Origin of the sequence: Streptomyces sp. Je 1-79 (assembly GCF_025195125.1) — a bacterium.
GTDB lineage: Bacteria > Actinomycetota > Actinomycetes > Streptomycetales > Streptomycetaceae > Streptomyces.
In genome coordinates this window covers 285,772-299,604 of sequence record NZ_JAMGSL010000004.1, presented here as the reverse complement: position 1 = coordinate 299,604, position 13,833 = coordinate 285,772, and the positions used below count along the sequence as shown (strand labels likewise).

Annotated in this window: 8 protein-coding genes; 5 read left to right on the top strand and 3 right to left on the bottom strand. The window is 73.9% G+C overall.

Features of this window, described 5'->3' with window-relative positions; genetic code table 11:
• The first annotated feature begins 33 nt into the window (after positions 1-33).
• On the top strand, positions 34-1,104 hold the full coding sequence (locus tag M5362_RS09320; protein ID WP_260226905.1) for a serine protease: 1,071 nt from the start codon (positions 34-36) through the stop codon (positions 1,102-1,104).
• Positions 1,105-1,135: 31 nt separating this feature from the next.
• Here M5362_RS09320 and M5362_RS09315 read toward each other — a convergent pair whose 3' ends face one another.
• Together M5362_RS09315 and M5362_RS09310 are read right to left on the bottom strand one after the other, a co-directional pair.
• Complete coding sequence (locus tag M5362_RS09315; protein WP_260226904.1) at positions 1,136-1,528, bottom strand: nuclear transport factor 2 family protein; 393 nt, start codon at positions 1,526-1,528, stop codon at positions 1,136-1,138.
• A 103-nt stretch (positions 1,529-1,631) separates the two neighbouring features.
• Entirely contained in the window at positions 1,632-2,399 is a 768-nt protein-coding gene (locus M5362_RS09310) for an SDR family NAD(P)-dependent oxidoreductase (protein ID WP_260226903.1), read from the bottom strand.
• A 351-nt stretch (positions 2,400-2,750) separates the two neighbouring features.
• On the opposite strand from M5362_RS09310, the gene M5362_RS09305 reads away from it, so the two are divergent.
• Positions 2,751-4,874, top strand: coding sequence for a SpoIIE family protein phosphatase (locus tag M5362_RS09305; protein ID WP_374214433.1), 2,124 nt, complete (start codon positions 2,751-2,753; stop codon positions 4,872-4,874).
• Positions 4,871-7,354, top strand: a complete 2,484-nt coding sequence (locus M5362_RS09300; protein WP_260226902.1) for a SpoIIE family protein phosphatase — start codon at positions 4,871-4,873, stop codon at positions 7,352-7,354. Before M5362_RS09305 ends, M5362_RS09300 begins: the two co-directional genes overlap by 4 nt.
• A 46-nt stretch (positions 7,355-7,400) precedes the next feature.
• Here M5362_RS09300 and M5362_RS09295 read toward each other — a convergent pair whose 3' ends face one another.
• Entirely contained in the window at positions 7,401-8,201 is an 801-nt protein-coding gene (locus M5362_RS09295) for a VOC family protein (protein ID WP_260226901.1), read from the bottom strand.
• Positions 8,202-8,471: 270 nt separating this feature from the next.
• Here M5362_RS09295 and M5362_RS09290 point away from each other — a divergent pair, with 270 nt between their 5' ends.
• Positions 8,472-12,380 carry a Pls/PosA family non-ribosomal peptide synthetase gene (locus tag M5362_RS09290; protein ID WP_260226900.1) on the top strand — a complete coding sequence of 1,303 codons (3,909 nt, stop codon included), beginning with the start codon at positions 8,472-8,474 and terminating at the stop codon, positions 12,378-12,380.
• Positions 12,381-12,424: 44 nt separating this feature from the next.
• Positions 12,425-13,831, top strand: a complete 1,407-nt coding sequence (locus tag M5362_RS09285) for a M1 family metallopeptidase (protein WP_260227159.1) — start codon at positions 12,425-12,427, stop codon at positions 13,829-13,831.
• The last annotated feature ends 2 nt before the right edge of the window (positions 13,832-13,833 follow it).

The following is a 13,833-nucleotide window of genomic DNA, read 5'->3' as shown; positions in this document are numbered from 1 at the left end:
CGGCCGAGAGCGGAGAGGCGGAGGTGGCGGGAGATGGAGACACGGTACGGATCACCGGTCGCGACCGGTCCCGAGCAGGTCTTCGGCGACCTGCGGGGCGTCGCCGCGCGGGTGCGCGGACACCTGGAGGCGGAGATCTCCGAGTCGGTGGAGGAGCTGCCGGCGGACGAGGCCCCGGCCGGCCAGATCTCCCGCTTCGCGCAGGAGGAGCGGGCCCGGGTCCTGGAGGCGGGGGTCGCCGGGCTGGAGAAGATGGCCGCGGACCGCGCGGACGAGATCGACGAGGACGAGTACTTCGGGGTGGAGGCGATCGTCCTCCTCGAAGGCCGGCCCGCGATCCTGGTGCAGGGTCAGGACTTCGCCGCGCAGGACGGCGACTGGTCCGTCCTGGAGGCCGGCCGGGCCGCGATCCGTGAGTCGATCGCGCGGGTGGGCCGCGTGGAGGTGACCGGCCACCCCAGTCTGGACTGGGTCGGCACGGCCTTCCTCGTGGGTCCGGAGACGGTGATGACCAACCGGCACGTGGCCGTGGAGTTCAGCCGCGCGGAGGACGCGGGCTGGTCGTTCCAGCAGGGGATGACGGCCCGTGTCGACCCGGGCGAGGAGATGGCCGCGGCGGAGCGGCCGGCGGGCACCGGACCGCCTCCGTACGAGGTCGCCGAGGTGATCGGCATCCACCCGGACGTCGACATGGCGCTGCTGCGGGTCGTTCCGCCCGGCGGAGGCGCGCTGCCCACCCCGCTCGCGGTGGCCGCCGACGCCCCCGCGAACGTGCCCGGCCGGCCGGTGTACGTGATCGGCTACCCGGCCTGGGACGGACGCCGCAACGAGCCCGAGTCGATGCGGCGGATCTTCATGGACGTCTACAACGTGAAGCGCCTCCAGCCGGGCACGGCGACGGAGTTCACGCCCGGCGGGCTGGTCATGCGGCACGACTGCTCCACCCTCGGCGGGAACAGCGGCTCCCCGGTCTTCGACCTGACGGACCACCGGGTCCTCGGCCTGCACTTCGGCGGCCGCTACCGGTTCGGCAACTACGCGGTGCCGCTCTGGGAGCTGATCGACGATCCGCTGCTGGAGCGGGCGAAGGTGAACTGGGTCTGAGCGGCACCGCAGCCCGGCCTGGTGAGGCGCTTCACTCCCCCGCGGCCTCCGCGGCGATACGGTCGAACTGCGCGCCCATCGCCTCGGCGAGCGCCTGGGCGGCCGACAGCGGCCGGACCATGACGGTGAAGTCGTCGATCCGCCCGTCCTCGTCGAAGTGCAGGAAGTCGCACCCCTGGATCCGGCGGCCGTTCACGGTCGCGGTGAAGACGAGGGCGTGGTCGCGGCCGGCGGGGTCGGCGATCTCGCGGACGTACTCGAAGTCCTCGAAGACGCGCATCACCCCGCGCAGGATCGCCCCGGTGATCGCCTTGCCGGCGTACGGCTTGAAGGCCACCGGGCTGGTGAAGACGACGTCTTCGGCGAGCAGCGCCACGATGGCGTCCCCGTCACGGTTCTCGACCGCCTTGCGGAACGGGTGCATGAACCCTCGCTCAATAGTCAACTAATTGAATAGGCGAGAGCGAGGCTAGGGGCGGGCCCGGGCGTTGTCCAGACCGGGCGCGGCCCCACCGTCGGAACGGCTCTCAACTGCGCAGATGCGACGCACCGTTGAGGTCCAGGATCGTTCCCGAGGCCCATTCGGCCGCAGGGGAGGCGAGCCACAGCACGGCCGCCGCGATCTCCTCCGGCGCGGCCACCCGGTCGAAGGGGCTCTGGGCGCGGATCGCCGCGCCCTCGGGGCCCTCCAGACGGGGAGCGACCCGTTCCGTGGCGAAGAAGCCCGGGGCGACCGAGGCGACGCCGATGCCGTGCGGGGCGAGCGAGACCGCGAGCGACTGGCCGAGCGCGTGGACGGCGGCCTTGGTCGCGCCGTAGGCAGGGTGGTCCGGTTCGCCACGGAAGGCCCCCCGGGAGCCGATGTTGACGATCCTTCCGCCCCGGCCCTGGTCGATCATCCGCCGGGCCGCGAGATGGCTCAGATTCGCCGTGGCGACCAGGTTCACGGCCACGTGCCGCTGCCAGACGGCGACCCACTCCTCGTACGAGGTCTCCGCCAGGGGGTGCCGGATGTTCACCGCCGCGTTGTTCACCAGCACATCGATCCCCCCGAGCGCCTCCACGGCCGTGTCCGCCACGGCCGCGGCCCCGGCCGGATCCGCGAGGTCCCAGCCGATCAGCACGTGCCCGGTACCGGTGAGGGAGTCGAGGGTGGCCCGGGCCTCGTCGGCACGGGAACCGAAGTGGACGGCGACCCGGTCGCCGTTGGCGGCGAACGCCTGCGCCACGGCGCGGCCCAGGCCCCGCGAGGCGCCGGTGACGAGGACGCGCCGACCCGATGCGGGCAGGTTCATGGAAGCTTCGCCTCTCTGACGACGACGTGCGGCACCTGCGACGATACGGGCCGGCCTCGCACGAAGATCATCGAGGGTTTCGTGCCGCCGCCGCCGGATGCGGACGCGGTTCGCGTACCCCTCGATTCGCCCTGGATTCGCCCTGGATGCGACGGCGTGGACGTACCCCGCCCGACCGGGCCGACGCGCGCCCGCACCATGGAACGTGGCCGGCCAAGGGATCCGCCGGACTCGTCACGACGACTGGCGGTCCGCTCCCGCGGCGCGATGATGGAGGGGACCCGTGCGCCCGCGCCGTGGACGTGCAGTGGTGGCGTGGTGGCTGCGGGGAGGAGGAGGGATGCGGTCTGGATGAGCATGGCGGCGTTTCCCCCGGCCGGCCAGGACCCGGCGAGCGCTGAGCTCGCCGTGGAGCCCGGTGGGCTTCTCGACGTACTCGGGGTGGCCGCCGTCGTCGTGGACACGACCGGCCGTATCGTCCTGTGGAGCCCGCAGGCGGAAACGATCTTCGGATACGCGGCCGCCGAGGCCCTCGGCCGGCCCGCCGCCCCGCTCCTGGTCGACCAGGACCACCGGGACCGGGTGGTGACCCAGTTCGAGCGGGTCATGTCGGGCGGCGGACCCTGGGCCGGAGTCTTCCCGGTGCGTCACAAGGACGGCCGTACGATCCCGGTCGAGTTCCGCAACACCCGCCTCCAGGACGACGAGGGGCGTGTCTACGCGCTCGGCCTGGCCACGGACGCGGCCACCACGCGACGCGTGGAACAGGACCTCGCCCTGTCGGCCCGGCTGGTCGCCCACTCCCCGATCGGCCTGGCCGTCTTGGACCTCGACCTCCGGTTCGTCCTGGTCAATCCGGCACTGGAACGGATCGACGGCCGTACCGCCGCGGGCCATCTGGGCCGTACGTTCAGCGAGGCCGTCGCGTCACCGGACGCCGAGGCGCTGGAGGGGGCGCTCCGTGAGGTGCTGGAGACCGGGGTTCCCGTCCTCTCCAGAAACGTGCGCGGCTCCGTCCGCTCCGGCGGGCGGGACGGGAGGGAGCAGATCTGGTCGATGTCGCTGTACCGCCTGGAGACCTCGGGGCAGCGCGTCGTCGGGGTCGCCGTCTCGGTCGCGGACATCACCGACCAGCACCATGCCGCCAGGGCGGCCGCACGCGCGAGGCGCCGCCTCGCGGTGATCGCGGACGCCTCCGAGCGCGTGGGCACCACGCTCGACCTGGATCTGACCGCCCACGAGCTGGCGGATCTCGTGGTGCCCGAGTTCGCCGACATCGCGGCGGTGGACGTCCTGGAGGACATCCTGACCGGGCCGCACCCCGGCGGGACGCGGGCCTCCGGACCGGCCGTGTTCCGCGCCCTGGCGGTGAAGGCCGCCTACGCCACCCCGGCGGAGGAGGCCGCCGACCCGGTCGGCAGACCGGCCCGTTACGGCATCGAGCGGCTGGTCACCCAGTGCGCCCGCACCGGGCGCCCGGTGCTGGTCGAGCACGTCACGGAGAAGGACCTGGCCCGCATCGCCCGTGCCGGCTCCGCCGCCGCGCTGCTGCGCAAGGCGGGCCTCCACTCCTACCTCGCCGTCCCCCTGCGCGCCCGGGGTGTCGTCCTCGGTGTGCTCGACCTGAAGCGCGCGCGCAACTCCGTACCGTTCGACCAGGACGACGTCCTGCTGGCCGGGGAGCTGGCGGCCCGGGCGGCGGTGGCCATCGACAACGCCCGCTGGTACCGCCACCAGAGCCAGGCGGCCCTGGCGCTGCAACGCCACATGCTGCCGCACGGCCCGGCGCGGCTGAACGGGCTCGACGTGGCCTACCGCTACCAGCCCGCCTCCGCGGCGGTCGAGGTCGGCGGGGACTGGTTCGACGCGATCCCGCTGCCGGACGGCAGGACGGCCCTGGTCGTGGGGGACGTGATGGGCAGCGGTATCAACGCCGCCGCGACCATGGGGCAGGTGCGCACGGCCGCCCGCACCCTCGCCGGGCTCGGACTGTCGCCCTCCGTGGTCCTGACCCACCTGGACCGTACCGTCGTCGACCTCGGCGACGCGATGGCCACCTGCGTGTACGCCGTGTACGACCCCCACGAGGGGCGCTGCCGGATCGCCAACGCCGGACACCCTCCGCCCGTGCATGTGCCCACCGGCCGGCCGCCCCGCCTTCTCGACCTGCCGACGGGCGCTCCGCTGGGCGTCGGCGGGGTCCCCTTCGAGACCGTGGAGATCTCCTTCGCGGCCGGTGACGAGCTGGTGCTGTACACCGACGGCCTGGTGGAGACCCGTGACCAGGACATCGATGTCCGGCTCGCGGCCCTCACCGACCTGCTCGGCCAGTCCTCACTCCCGCTGGAGGAGACCTGTGACCTGCTCCTGGGCGCGCTGCGAGGCCCCGACGACCACGACGACGTGGCTCTGCTGATCGCCCGGGCCCAGCCTCTGTACGGCACGTGGAACGGCCGAGAGGAGGAGACACCGTGAGTGACACGCCCTTCCCGCGTGACAGCCTCCTGCCCGTCCCCGAGGGCACCGCCGGTGCCCTGCTCGACGGCCGGGGACGGATCAGCGGCTGGACCTCGGACGCCCGGGCGCTGCTCGGCCGGCCCGCCGCCGATGTCGTCGGCCTGTCGGCGCGCGCCCTCCTCGCGGACCCCACGGCCTGGCCCGCGCTCGTGACGGCGTACGCGCGGGGGGCGCGCGGGGGCGAGGCGGTGCTGCGCACGGGCGCGGGCGAGCACGCGCACGTCGTCTTCCGGGCCTTCGACCTCGCCGACGTGGGCACGCACGACGGCATGGCGGGGGTGGGGACCGGAGCGGGATGCCTCGTCCTGGCCGCCCCGGCGGCGCTGGCCGTCCGCTGGCATCAGGACCGCGCGTTCGTCAGGGAGCTGTTCCTCCAGGACCGGGTGGGACTCGCCGTCTTCGACTCGGGGCTGCGGCTCCTGCGGACCAACACCCACCTCCTGCCGTACACCGGCGTGCCCTCGGATCTGCGCGGCCGGCGGCTGAGCGAGTTCCTCTGGCCCGGGGACGCGGCGGCGATCGAGGAGAAGCTGCGCGAGGTCCTGCGCACGGGCCGGCCGCTGATCCGGGCGGAGAAGGTCCTGCGGACCATCGAGGATCCCGGGGGAGGCGTGGTCATCGCGATCTCGGCGTTCCGCCTGCAGGCACCCGACGGGCAGGCCCTGGGGGTGACGGCGCTCTTCACCGACGTGACCGAACTGCACCGGGCCGGCCAGCGCCTGACGCTGTTGCAGCACGCCACGGCCAGTGTCGGCGGTTCCCTGTCGGTCAGGGAGACGGGCAGGGAGCTGGCCACCGCGCTGGTGCCCGGCCTCGGCGATCTCGCCGTCGTGGAGATCGCCGAGGCGGTGACCCTGGGCGAGGAGCCGGTGCCCGACCGGGAGGGGCGGCTGCGGCTGCGCCGTACCGCCGTGGCGGGACGGCCGGCGGCCGAGGACGGAGATGTCGCCGCGGACGTCGGCCTCGTCGTCGTCGAAGGCGACGGCGACGGCGCCCCCGGACCCGACAGCTCCGGCGGCTACCCGATGACCATGACGGCCGCGCTCCGCGCGCGGGGCATGGTGCTCGGCCGGGTGTCCGTGAGCCGGAGCGCCGACCGCGGTCCGTACGAGAGGGCCGACGAGGACCTGCTGCGCGAGATCGCCGGCCGCGCCGCCCTCGCCCTGGACAACGCCCGGCGCTTCACCCGTGAGCGCCGCGCGGCCGTCGGTCTCCAGCGGAGCATGCTGCCGCCCACGCAGACCGAGACGGCCGCGGCGGTCACGTCGGGCGTGTACCTCCCCGCCGACACCACGACCGGCGTCGGCGGAGACTGGTTCGACGTCATTCCGCTCTCCTCCGCGCGCGTCGCCCTGGTCGTGGGAGACGTCGTCGGCCACGGCCTCGCGGCCACCGCCACCATGGGAAGGCTGCGGACGGCCGTACGCACCCTCGCGGACCTCGACCTCGAACCCGACGAGCTGCTCACGCACTTGGACGACCTGGTCTCCCAACTGCTCGCGGAACCGGAGGAGACGGACAGCGAGGAACAGCGGGAGCGCGAGAGCGGTGAGCAGAACGGCTACCGCCGCGACGGCGACCACGACGACGGCTGGCACATCGGCCACCCCTCGTCCCCCACCGGCGCGACCTGCGCGTACGCGATCTACGACCCGGTCTCGCTGCGGTGCACGGTGGCCTCCGCCGGCCATCCGCCGCCCGCCGTGGCGGACCCGGACGGCAATGTGACGTACCTGGAGGTGGACCCGGGCCCCCCGCTCGGGGTCGGCGGGCTCCCCTTCGAGATGACGGAGGTCGACCTGGCCCCCGGATCCGTCCTCGCCCTGTACAGCGACGGACTGATCGAGGGAGGGGACGGCGACCTGGACACGGGCATGGCCGACCTCGCCGGCCGGCTGGCCCGACCGGGCGCCCTGACGCAGTCCCTGCGTGAACTCGGCCGCGAGATCGTCGCGGGCCGGCACCGCCCCGGTGACGGGCACGGCGAGAGGCTCGGGGACGGACTCGGGGACGACGTCACCCTGTTGCTCGCCCGCACCCGGGCCGTACCGCCCGAGGACGCCGTCCTCTGGCCGATCGACGCCGATCCGGCGGCGGTCGGCACCGTACGGGAGGCCGCCGCGACACAGCTGCGCGCGTGGGGACTCGAGGAGCTCGTCTTCACCACCGAGCTGGTGCTGAGCGAACTGGTCACCAACGCCATCCGGTACGCGGGAGGGCCGATCGACGTACGGCTGATCCGCGTCGCCGGCCGCCTGATCTGCGAGGTCTCCGACCCCAGCGCCACCCACCCCCGGATGCGCCGTGCGCGGCTGACCGACGAGGGCGGCCGCGGCCTCTACCTGGTGGCCCAACTCGCCACCCGCTGGGGCAGCCGCTACAGCCGGAGCGGCAAGACCATCTGGGCGGAACAGGACTTCCCGCCCCCCGCCGGCTGACGCGGCGTCCGCCCGGACGCCGCGCCCCGGGCGGAGCCGCCGCCGCTCAGCCGGCGGCGACGGGTGTGAGGAGCACGAAGTCGGCGCCCGCCGGGTCGAGACAGACGGCGAGCCGGCCGACGCCCTCCGCGTCCTCCGGTCCCATCTGCACGCTGCCGCCGTTCGCGGTGACCTTGGCGACCGCGGCGTCGCAGTCCGCGACGGCGAAGACGGGGTGCCAGTACGGCCGTCCGTCCGCGAGGGCGAGGTTCTCCGCGGGCATGCCCATGACGCCGCCGTGCATGCGCTCGTCGGGGAGCCCGGCCGGGGTGATCACGGCGTACGCGCCTCCGCCGCCGGGCAGCTCCATGTCGCTGAACTGCCAGCCGAAGACGCCGCCGTAGAACTCCTTCGCGGCCGCCGCGTCGCTCGTGTACAGCTCGGTCCAGGAGAGCGAGCCCGGCTCGTCCACCAGCTCGACGCCCTTGCTCGTGCCCGGCTGCCAGACGGCGAACTGTCCCCCCAGCGGGTCGCTGTACTGCGCCATACGGCCCCACTCGTCGAGCTGCATCGGCGCGACCCGGACGGTACCTCCCGCCCGCTTCACCGTCTCGGTCGTGTCGTCCGCGTCGGCGACGCTGTAGTAGAGCATCCAGGCGGAGCGCGCGCCCTCCTCGGTGAGCCTGCCGAGCCCGGCGACGATCTTTCCGTCCTTCCGGAACATCCCGCCTTCCATGCCCTCCGCCTCGCCCATCGACTCGTACTCCCAGCCGAGCACCGCGCCGTAGAAGGCCGCGGCGGCCGGGACGTCGGGGGCACCGAGGTCGAGCCAGCAGGGGGAGCCGGGTACGAAGTCAGTGGTGATCATGGCAATGGCCTTTCGCAGATCCGGGTACGTGCTCAGCCTTGCACCGGACACCGCCCGTCGCCCGTCGACGCGGCGCGGCACGGGGGCCGCTCCCCACCCCGTACGGCCGCCCCAATACCGTCCCTTACCGGCCACGCGCAAGGTGTCGTCCGGAGAATCCTCGCCCACGCACTAGACTGGCGGGCTGTTTGGCGCCGGAACGGAACAACCCGGGCAGACCCGGGCTCCGTCGGCGACCCGGACGTTGCCGGGAACGAGACGCGAGGTCCGATGGCAGCCACACCCGAGCCCGGTGAGGTCACTCTGCTCGACGGCGGGGACGCGTGGGACGAGGAGTCCGGCAAGTCCGCCCGGTTCTCCGCCGGCCCCGCCGCCCCGGTGCGCACGCTCGTCGACATCTTCGAGGCGTCCGTACGGGCCCACCCCGACGAACTGGCCCTGGACGACGGCCGCACCCGGCTGACCTACCGGGCGCTGGCCGCCGAGGTCGAGCGCCGGCGGCGCGCCCTGGCGGAGGCCGGAGTGGGGCTCGGGGACCGGGTCGGCGTCCGCGTGCCCTCCGGGACCAACGAGCTGTACGTGTCCGTCCTCGCCGTGCTCGCCGCGGGCGCCGCCTATGTGCCGGTCGACGCGGAGGACCCGGACGAGCGGGCCGAGCTGGTCTTCGGCGAGGCCGGGGTCCGGGCCGTCCTGGGCGCCGCGCAGCGGATCGACCTGACCGACCGTAGGGGCGACGGTGCGCCCGCGAGCCGGCCCGGCCCCGAGCACGACGCGTGGATCATCTTCACCTCCGGCTCCACCGGCAGGCCCAAGGGTGTCGCCGTCAGCCACCGCAGCGCCGCCGCGTTCGTGGACGCCGAGGCCGCGCTCTTCCTCGTCGAGGAGCCGATCGGACCCGGCGACCGGGTCATGGCGGGACTCTCCGTCGCCTTCGACGCCTCCTGCGAGGAGATGTGGCTGGCCTGGCGCTACGGCGCGTGCCTGGTTCCCGTCCCCAGGTCCCAGGTGCGCAGCGGCGCCGACCTCGGCCCCTGGCTGGTGGAGCAGGAGATCACCGTGGTCTCCACCGTCCCCACGCTCGCCGCGCTCTGGGAGCCGGAGGCCCTCGACGAGGTCCGGTTGCTGATCTTCGGCGGCGAGGCCTGCCCTCCGGAGCTGACACAGCGTCTGGTCACCGAGGGCCGCGAGGTGTGGAACACGTACGGCCCCACCGAGGCCACGGTCGTCGCCTGCGCCTCGCTCCTGACCGGTGAGGAGCCCATCCGGATCGGTCTCCCGCTGAACGGCTGGGAACTGGCCGTGGTCGACGAGTCCGGCGAGCCGGTGCCGATGGGCGGCAGCGGCCAGCTGGTGATCGGCGGCGTCGGGCTCGCCCGCTACCTCGACCCCGAGAAGGACGCCGAGAAGTACGCCCCGCTGGAATCCCTCGGCTGGGAGCGGGCCTACCGCAGCGGCGACCTGGTCCGCGCCGAGCCGGAGGGGCTGGTCTTCCTCGGCCGCGGCGACGAGCAGATCAAACTCGGCGGCCGCCGCATCGAGCTGGGCGAGGTGGACGCGGCGCTCCAGGCCCTGCCCGGTGTCGCCGGCGCGGCCGCCGCCGTCCGCACCGCGCGCAGCGGCAACCAGCTGCTCGTCGGCTACCTCGTCACCCAGGACGGCTGGGACCACGCGGCGGCCGTCGAGCGGCTGCGCGCCGAACTGCCCGCCGCCCTCGTGCCGCTTCTCGCGCCCGTCGCCGAACTGCCCACCCGCACGTCGGGCAAGGTGGACCGCGACGCGCTGCCCTGGCCCCTGCCCGAGGCGGAGACCACCGGCCCGGCCGAGCAGCTGTACGGGACCGAGGCATGGCTCGCCGAGCAGTGGAGCGAGACCCTCGGGGTGGCGGTCACCCGCGCCACCGACGACTTCTTCGCGATCGGCGGCAGCAGCCTGGCCGCCGCACAGCTCACCACCCGGCTGCGTACGCGCTATCCGAGCGCGGCCGTCGTCGACATCTACCAGCGGCCCACCCTGCGCAAGCTGGCCCGGCACCTGGAGAAGTCCGTCCAGGACGACGGCGCCGTCCGGACCGTCGCACCGGTCCCGCTCCGGTCCGGGGTCGTACAGACCCTGCTGCTGCTCCCGCTCTTCACCGTCGTCGGGCTCCGCTGGACGGTGGCGCTCCTGGCTCTGGGCAAGGTGGTGCACTGGTTCGGGCCTTACCCGTGGGCGCCGGACGCCTCGTGGTGGCTCGTCGCCGCCGGCGCGGCGCTGCTGTACAGCCCGCCCGGCCGGCTCGCGATCGCGGCCGGTGGCGCCCGGTTGCTGCTGCGCGGGGTGAAGCCGGGTCTCCACCCGCGCGGCGGACGCGTCCACCTGCGGCTGTGGACGGCCGAGCGGCTTGCCGAGTGCGTCGGCGCGACCTCGCTCACCGGCTCGTGGCTGGAGCGGTACGCACGGGCTCTGGGCGCCAAGGTCGGCCCCGACGTGGACCTCCACTCGCTGCCGCCGGTCACCGGCATGCTCAAGCTCGGCCGCGGCTGCGCCGTGGAGTCCGAGGTGGATCTCTCCGGCTACTGGCTGGACGGCGACCGGCTGGTGATCGGCCCGGTCAAGGTCGGCGCGGGCGCGGTGGTCGGCACCCGCAGCATGCTCTTCCCCGGGGCGCGGGTCGGCAAGCGGTCCGAGGTGGCCCCCGGCTCGGCCGTGGCCGGGCAGATCCCCACCGGTCAGCGCTGGGCCGGAGCTCCGGCGGGCAAGCTCGGCAAGGCCAAGCGGAACTGGCCCAAGGAGCGGCCGGCGCGCGCGCTGCGCTGGCGGGCCGTGTACGGCACGACCGGCTTCCTCCTCACGGCTCTGCCCGTGCTCGCCGCCCTGCCCGCCCTCCTCGTCGTGAGCCGCTTCGTGCCCGCCGGCGCCGGGCTCGCCGAGGCGCTGCCGGGAGCGCTGCTCGCCGTGGTGCCCGGGGCGCTCGCCCACGGTTTCGCGTACGCGTCGCTGGTGCTGGTCGCCGTACGGCTGCTCAGCCTCGGGCTGCGCACCGGCAGCCATCCGACGCACAGCCGGGTCGCATGGCAGGCGTGGACGGTCACCCAGCTGATGGACCGGGCGCGGGAGACGCTCTTCCCCCTCTACGCCGGGCTCATCACCCCGGTCTGGCTGCGCCTGCTCGGGATGAGGATCGGCCGGGGAGCGGAGGTGTCCACGGTGCTCGCCCTGCCTAGCCTGACCACCGTCGGCGAGGGCGCGTTCCTCGCCGACGACACCCTGACCGCGCCCTACGAGCTGGGCGGCGGCTGGGTGCGGATCGGTCACTCCGAGATCGGTCGCCGGGCGTTCCTCGGCAACTCGGGCATGACGGCGCCGGGACGCTCGGTGCCGGACGACGCCCTCGTCGGTGTGCTCTCCTCGACGCCGAAGAAGGCCAAGAAGGGCGGCTCGTACCTGGGTCTGCCCCCGGTCAGGCTGCCGCGGTCCGCGGCCGACGCCGACCGCAGCAGGACGTACGAGCCCTCCGCGCGTCTGCTCTGGGCGCGCGGTCTCGTGGAGCTGTGCCGGCTCGTTCCGGTGTTCTGCTCGGCAGCCCTCGCGGTCCTGACCGTGGCGGTCCTCTGTCTCCTGGCCACGACGACCGGTCCGGGGCTCTGGGGCGTCGCGCTGCTGTCCGGGGCGGTCCTCCTCACCGCCGGCGCGGCCGCCTGCCTGGTCTCGGTGGCCGCCAAGTGGCTGCTCGTGGGCCGCCACCGGACGGGCGAGCACCCGCTGTGGTGCGGCTTCGTATGGCGCAACGAGCTGGCCGACACCTTCGTCGAGGTGCTGGCCGTGCCGTGGCTGATCGGAGCGGTGCCGGGGACGCCGTTGCTGTCGCTGTGGCTGCGCGGGCTCGGCGCACGGATCGGCCGGGGTGTGTGGTGCGAGAGCTACTGGCTGCCCGAGACGGACCTGGTCGTGCTGGGGGACGCGGTCAGCGTGAACCGCGGCTGCGTGTTGCAGACACACCTCTTCCACGACCGGATCTTGAGGACGGATACTGTGGTCCTCCGCGAGGGCGCCACCCTGGGCCCGGGCGGAATCGTCCTGCCCGGCAGCACGGTCGGGGCCCGCAGCACGCTGGGTCCGGCCTCTCTCGTGATGGCCGGGGAGTCGGTCCCCGCCGACACCCGCTGGCTGGGCAATCCGATCGAGGCGTGGCGGGCCTGAGCGGGCGGCACGGGCACAGCACAGGGCAGGAAGCGGGAGCGGCAGTGGGCGGCGAGCGGACATCGGGATCGGACCCGTACTTTCCGGACCACGGCGACTCCCGGTACCGCGTCCACCGGTACGAACTCGCCCTGGAGTACCGGCCCGGCCCCAACCGACTGGCCGGGACAGCCCGGCTCAGCGCGATCGCCGGCCGGGCACCGCTCACCGAGTTCCACCTCAATCTCTCCGAGTTCAAGGTCGGCCGGATCCTCGTGGACGGCCGGGCGCCGCACTACACCCACCGCGGCGGCAGGCTCCGCGTCCGGCCGGCCAAGCCGCTGCCGGCGGGCGCGGCCTTCACCGTGGAGGTGCACTACGCGGGCAACCCCAAGCCGGTGCGCAGCCCTTGGGGCGGGCTCGGCTGGGAGGAGCTGACCGACGGCGCGCTGGTGGCCAGCCAGCCCGTCGGCGCGCCCTCGTGGTACCCCTGCAACGACCGGCCCGCCGACAAGGCCTCGTACCACATCTCGGTCAACACGCCTTCCGCGTACACCGTGGTGGCGGGCGGCCGGCTGCTCACCCGTACGACCAGGGCGAGCACGACCACCTGGGTGTACGAGCAGTCCGCGCCCACCTCCAGCTATCTGGTCGGCCTCTCCATCGGCATGCATCAGACGGTGCTGCTCGGGGACCCCGGCCTCGGTGGTGTGCCGCAGAGCGCCCACGTTCCGGCGCACCTCCTGCCCCGCTTCTCCCGCGACTTCGCCCGGCAGCCCGCCATGATGAAGCTGTTCGAGGAGCTCTTCGGGCCCTATCCGTTCGGCGAGTACGCGGTGGTCGTCGCCGACGAGGAGCTGGACGTCCCGGTGGAGGCCCAGGGGCTCTCCCTCTTCGGCGCCAACCATGTCGACGGCGCACGGGGCTTCGAGCGTCTGGTCGCCCACGAGTTGGCCCACCAGTGGTTCGGCAACAGCGTGACCATCGCCGACTGGCGGCACATCTGGCTGAACGAGGGGCTCGCCAAGTACGCGGAGTGGCTCTGGTCGGAGCGCTCCGGCGGCCGTACCGCGCAGGAACTGGCGGCCGCCGCGCACCGGATGCTCTCCGCGCAGCCGCAGGACCTGAAGCTCGCCGACCCGGGTCGCAAGCTGATGTTCGACGACCGTCTGTACGAGCGCGGGGGTCTCACCGTGCACGCGGTCCGCTGCGCGCTGGGCGACACCGCCTTCTTCCGCATGCTGCGCGACTGGGCCACCGTGCACCGCCACGGCGTGGTCACCACCGCGGGCTTCACCGCCCACGTGGCCCGCCACGCCACCGAGCCGGTGGACGAGCTGCTCACGGCCTGGCTGTACCAGCCGTCCCTCCCGCCCCTGCCCTCACCCCACGGTTCGCCGTCGATACCGGAGCGGCCCGCCTACCCGCCCACGAACGGCGGCTCGACGGGCCGGGGCCGATCCTCCGCGTAACG

What these genes read in the sequence shown, in the direction of transcription:
- M5362_RS09295 (WP_260226901.1), bottom strand. Translation starts at nt 8,201, where the DNA reads ATGATCACCACTGACTTCGTACCCGGCTCCCCCTGCTGGCTCGACCTC.
- M5362_RS09290 (WP_260226900.1), top strand. Translation starts at nt 8,472, where the DNA reads ATGGCAGCCACACCCGAGCCCGGTGAGGTCACTCTGCTCGACGGCGGG.
- M5362_RS09320 (WP_260226905.1), top strand. Translation starts at nt 34, where the DNA reads ATGGAGACACGGTACGGATCACCGGTCGCGACCGGTCCCGAGCAGGTC.
- M5362_RS09315 (WP_260226904.1), bottom strand. Translation starts at nt 1,528, where the DNA reads ATGCACCCGTTCCGCAAGGCGGTCGAGAACCGTGACGGGGACGCCATC.
- M5362_RS09305 (WP_374214433.1), top strand. Translation starts at nt 2,751, where the DNA reads ATGAGCATGGCGGCGTTTCCCCCGGCCGGCCAGGACCCGGCGAGCGCT.
- M5362_RS09310 (WP_260226903.1), bottom strand. Translation starts at nt 2,399, where the DNA reads ATGAACCTGCCCGCATCGGGTCGGCGCGTCCTCGTCACCGGCGCCTCG.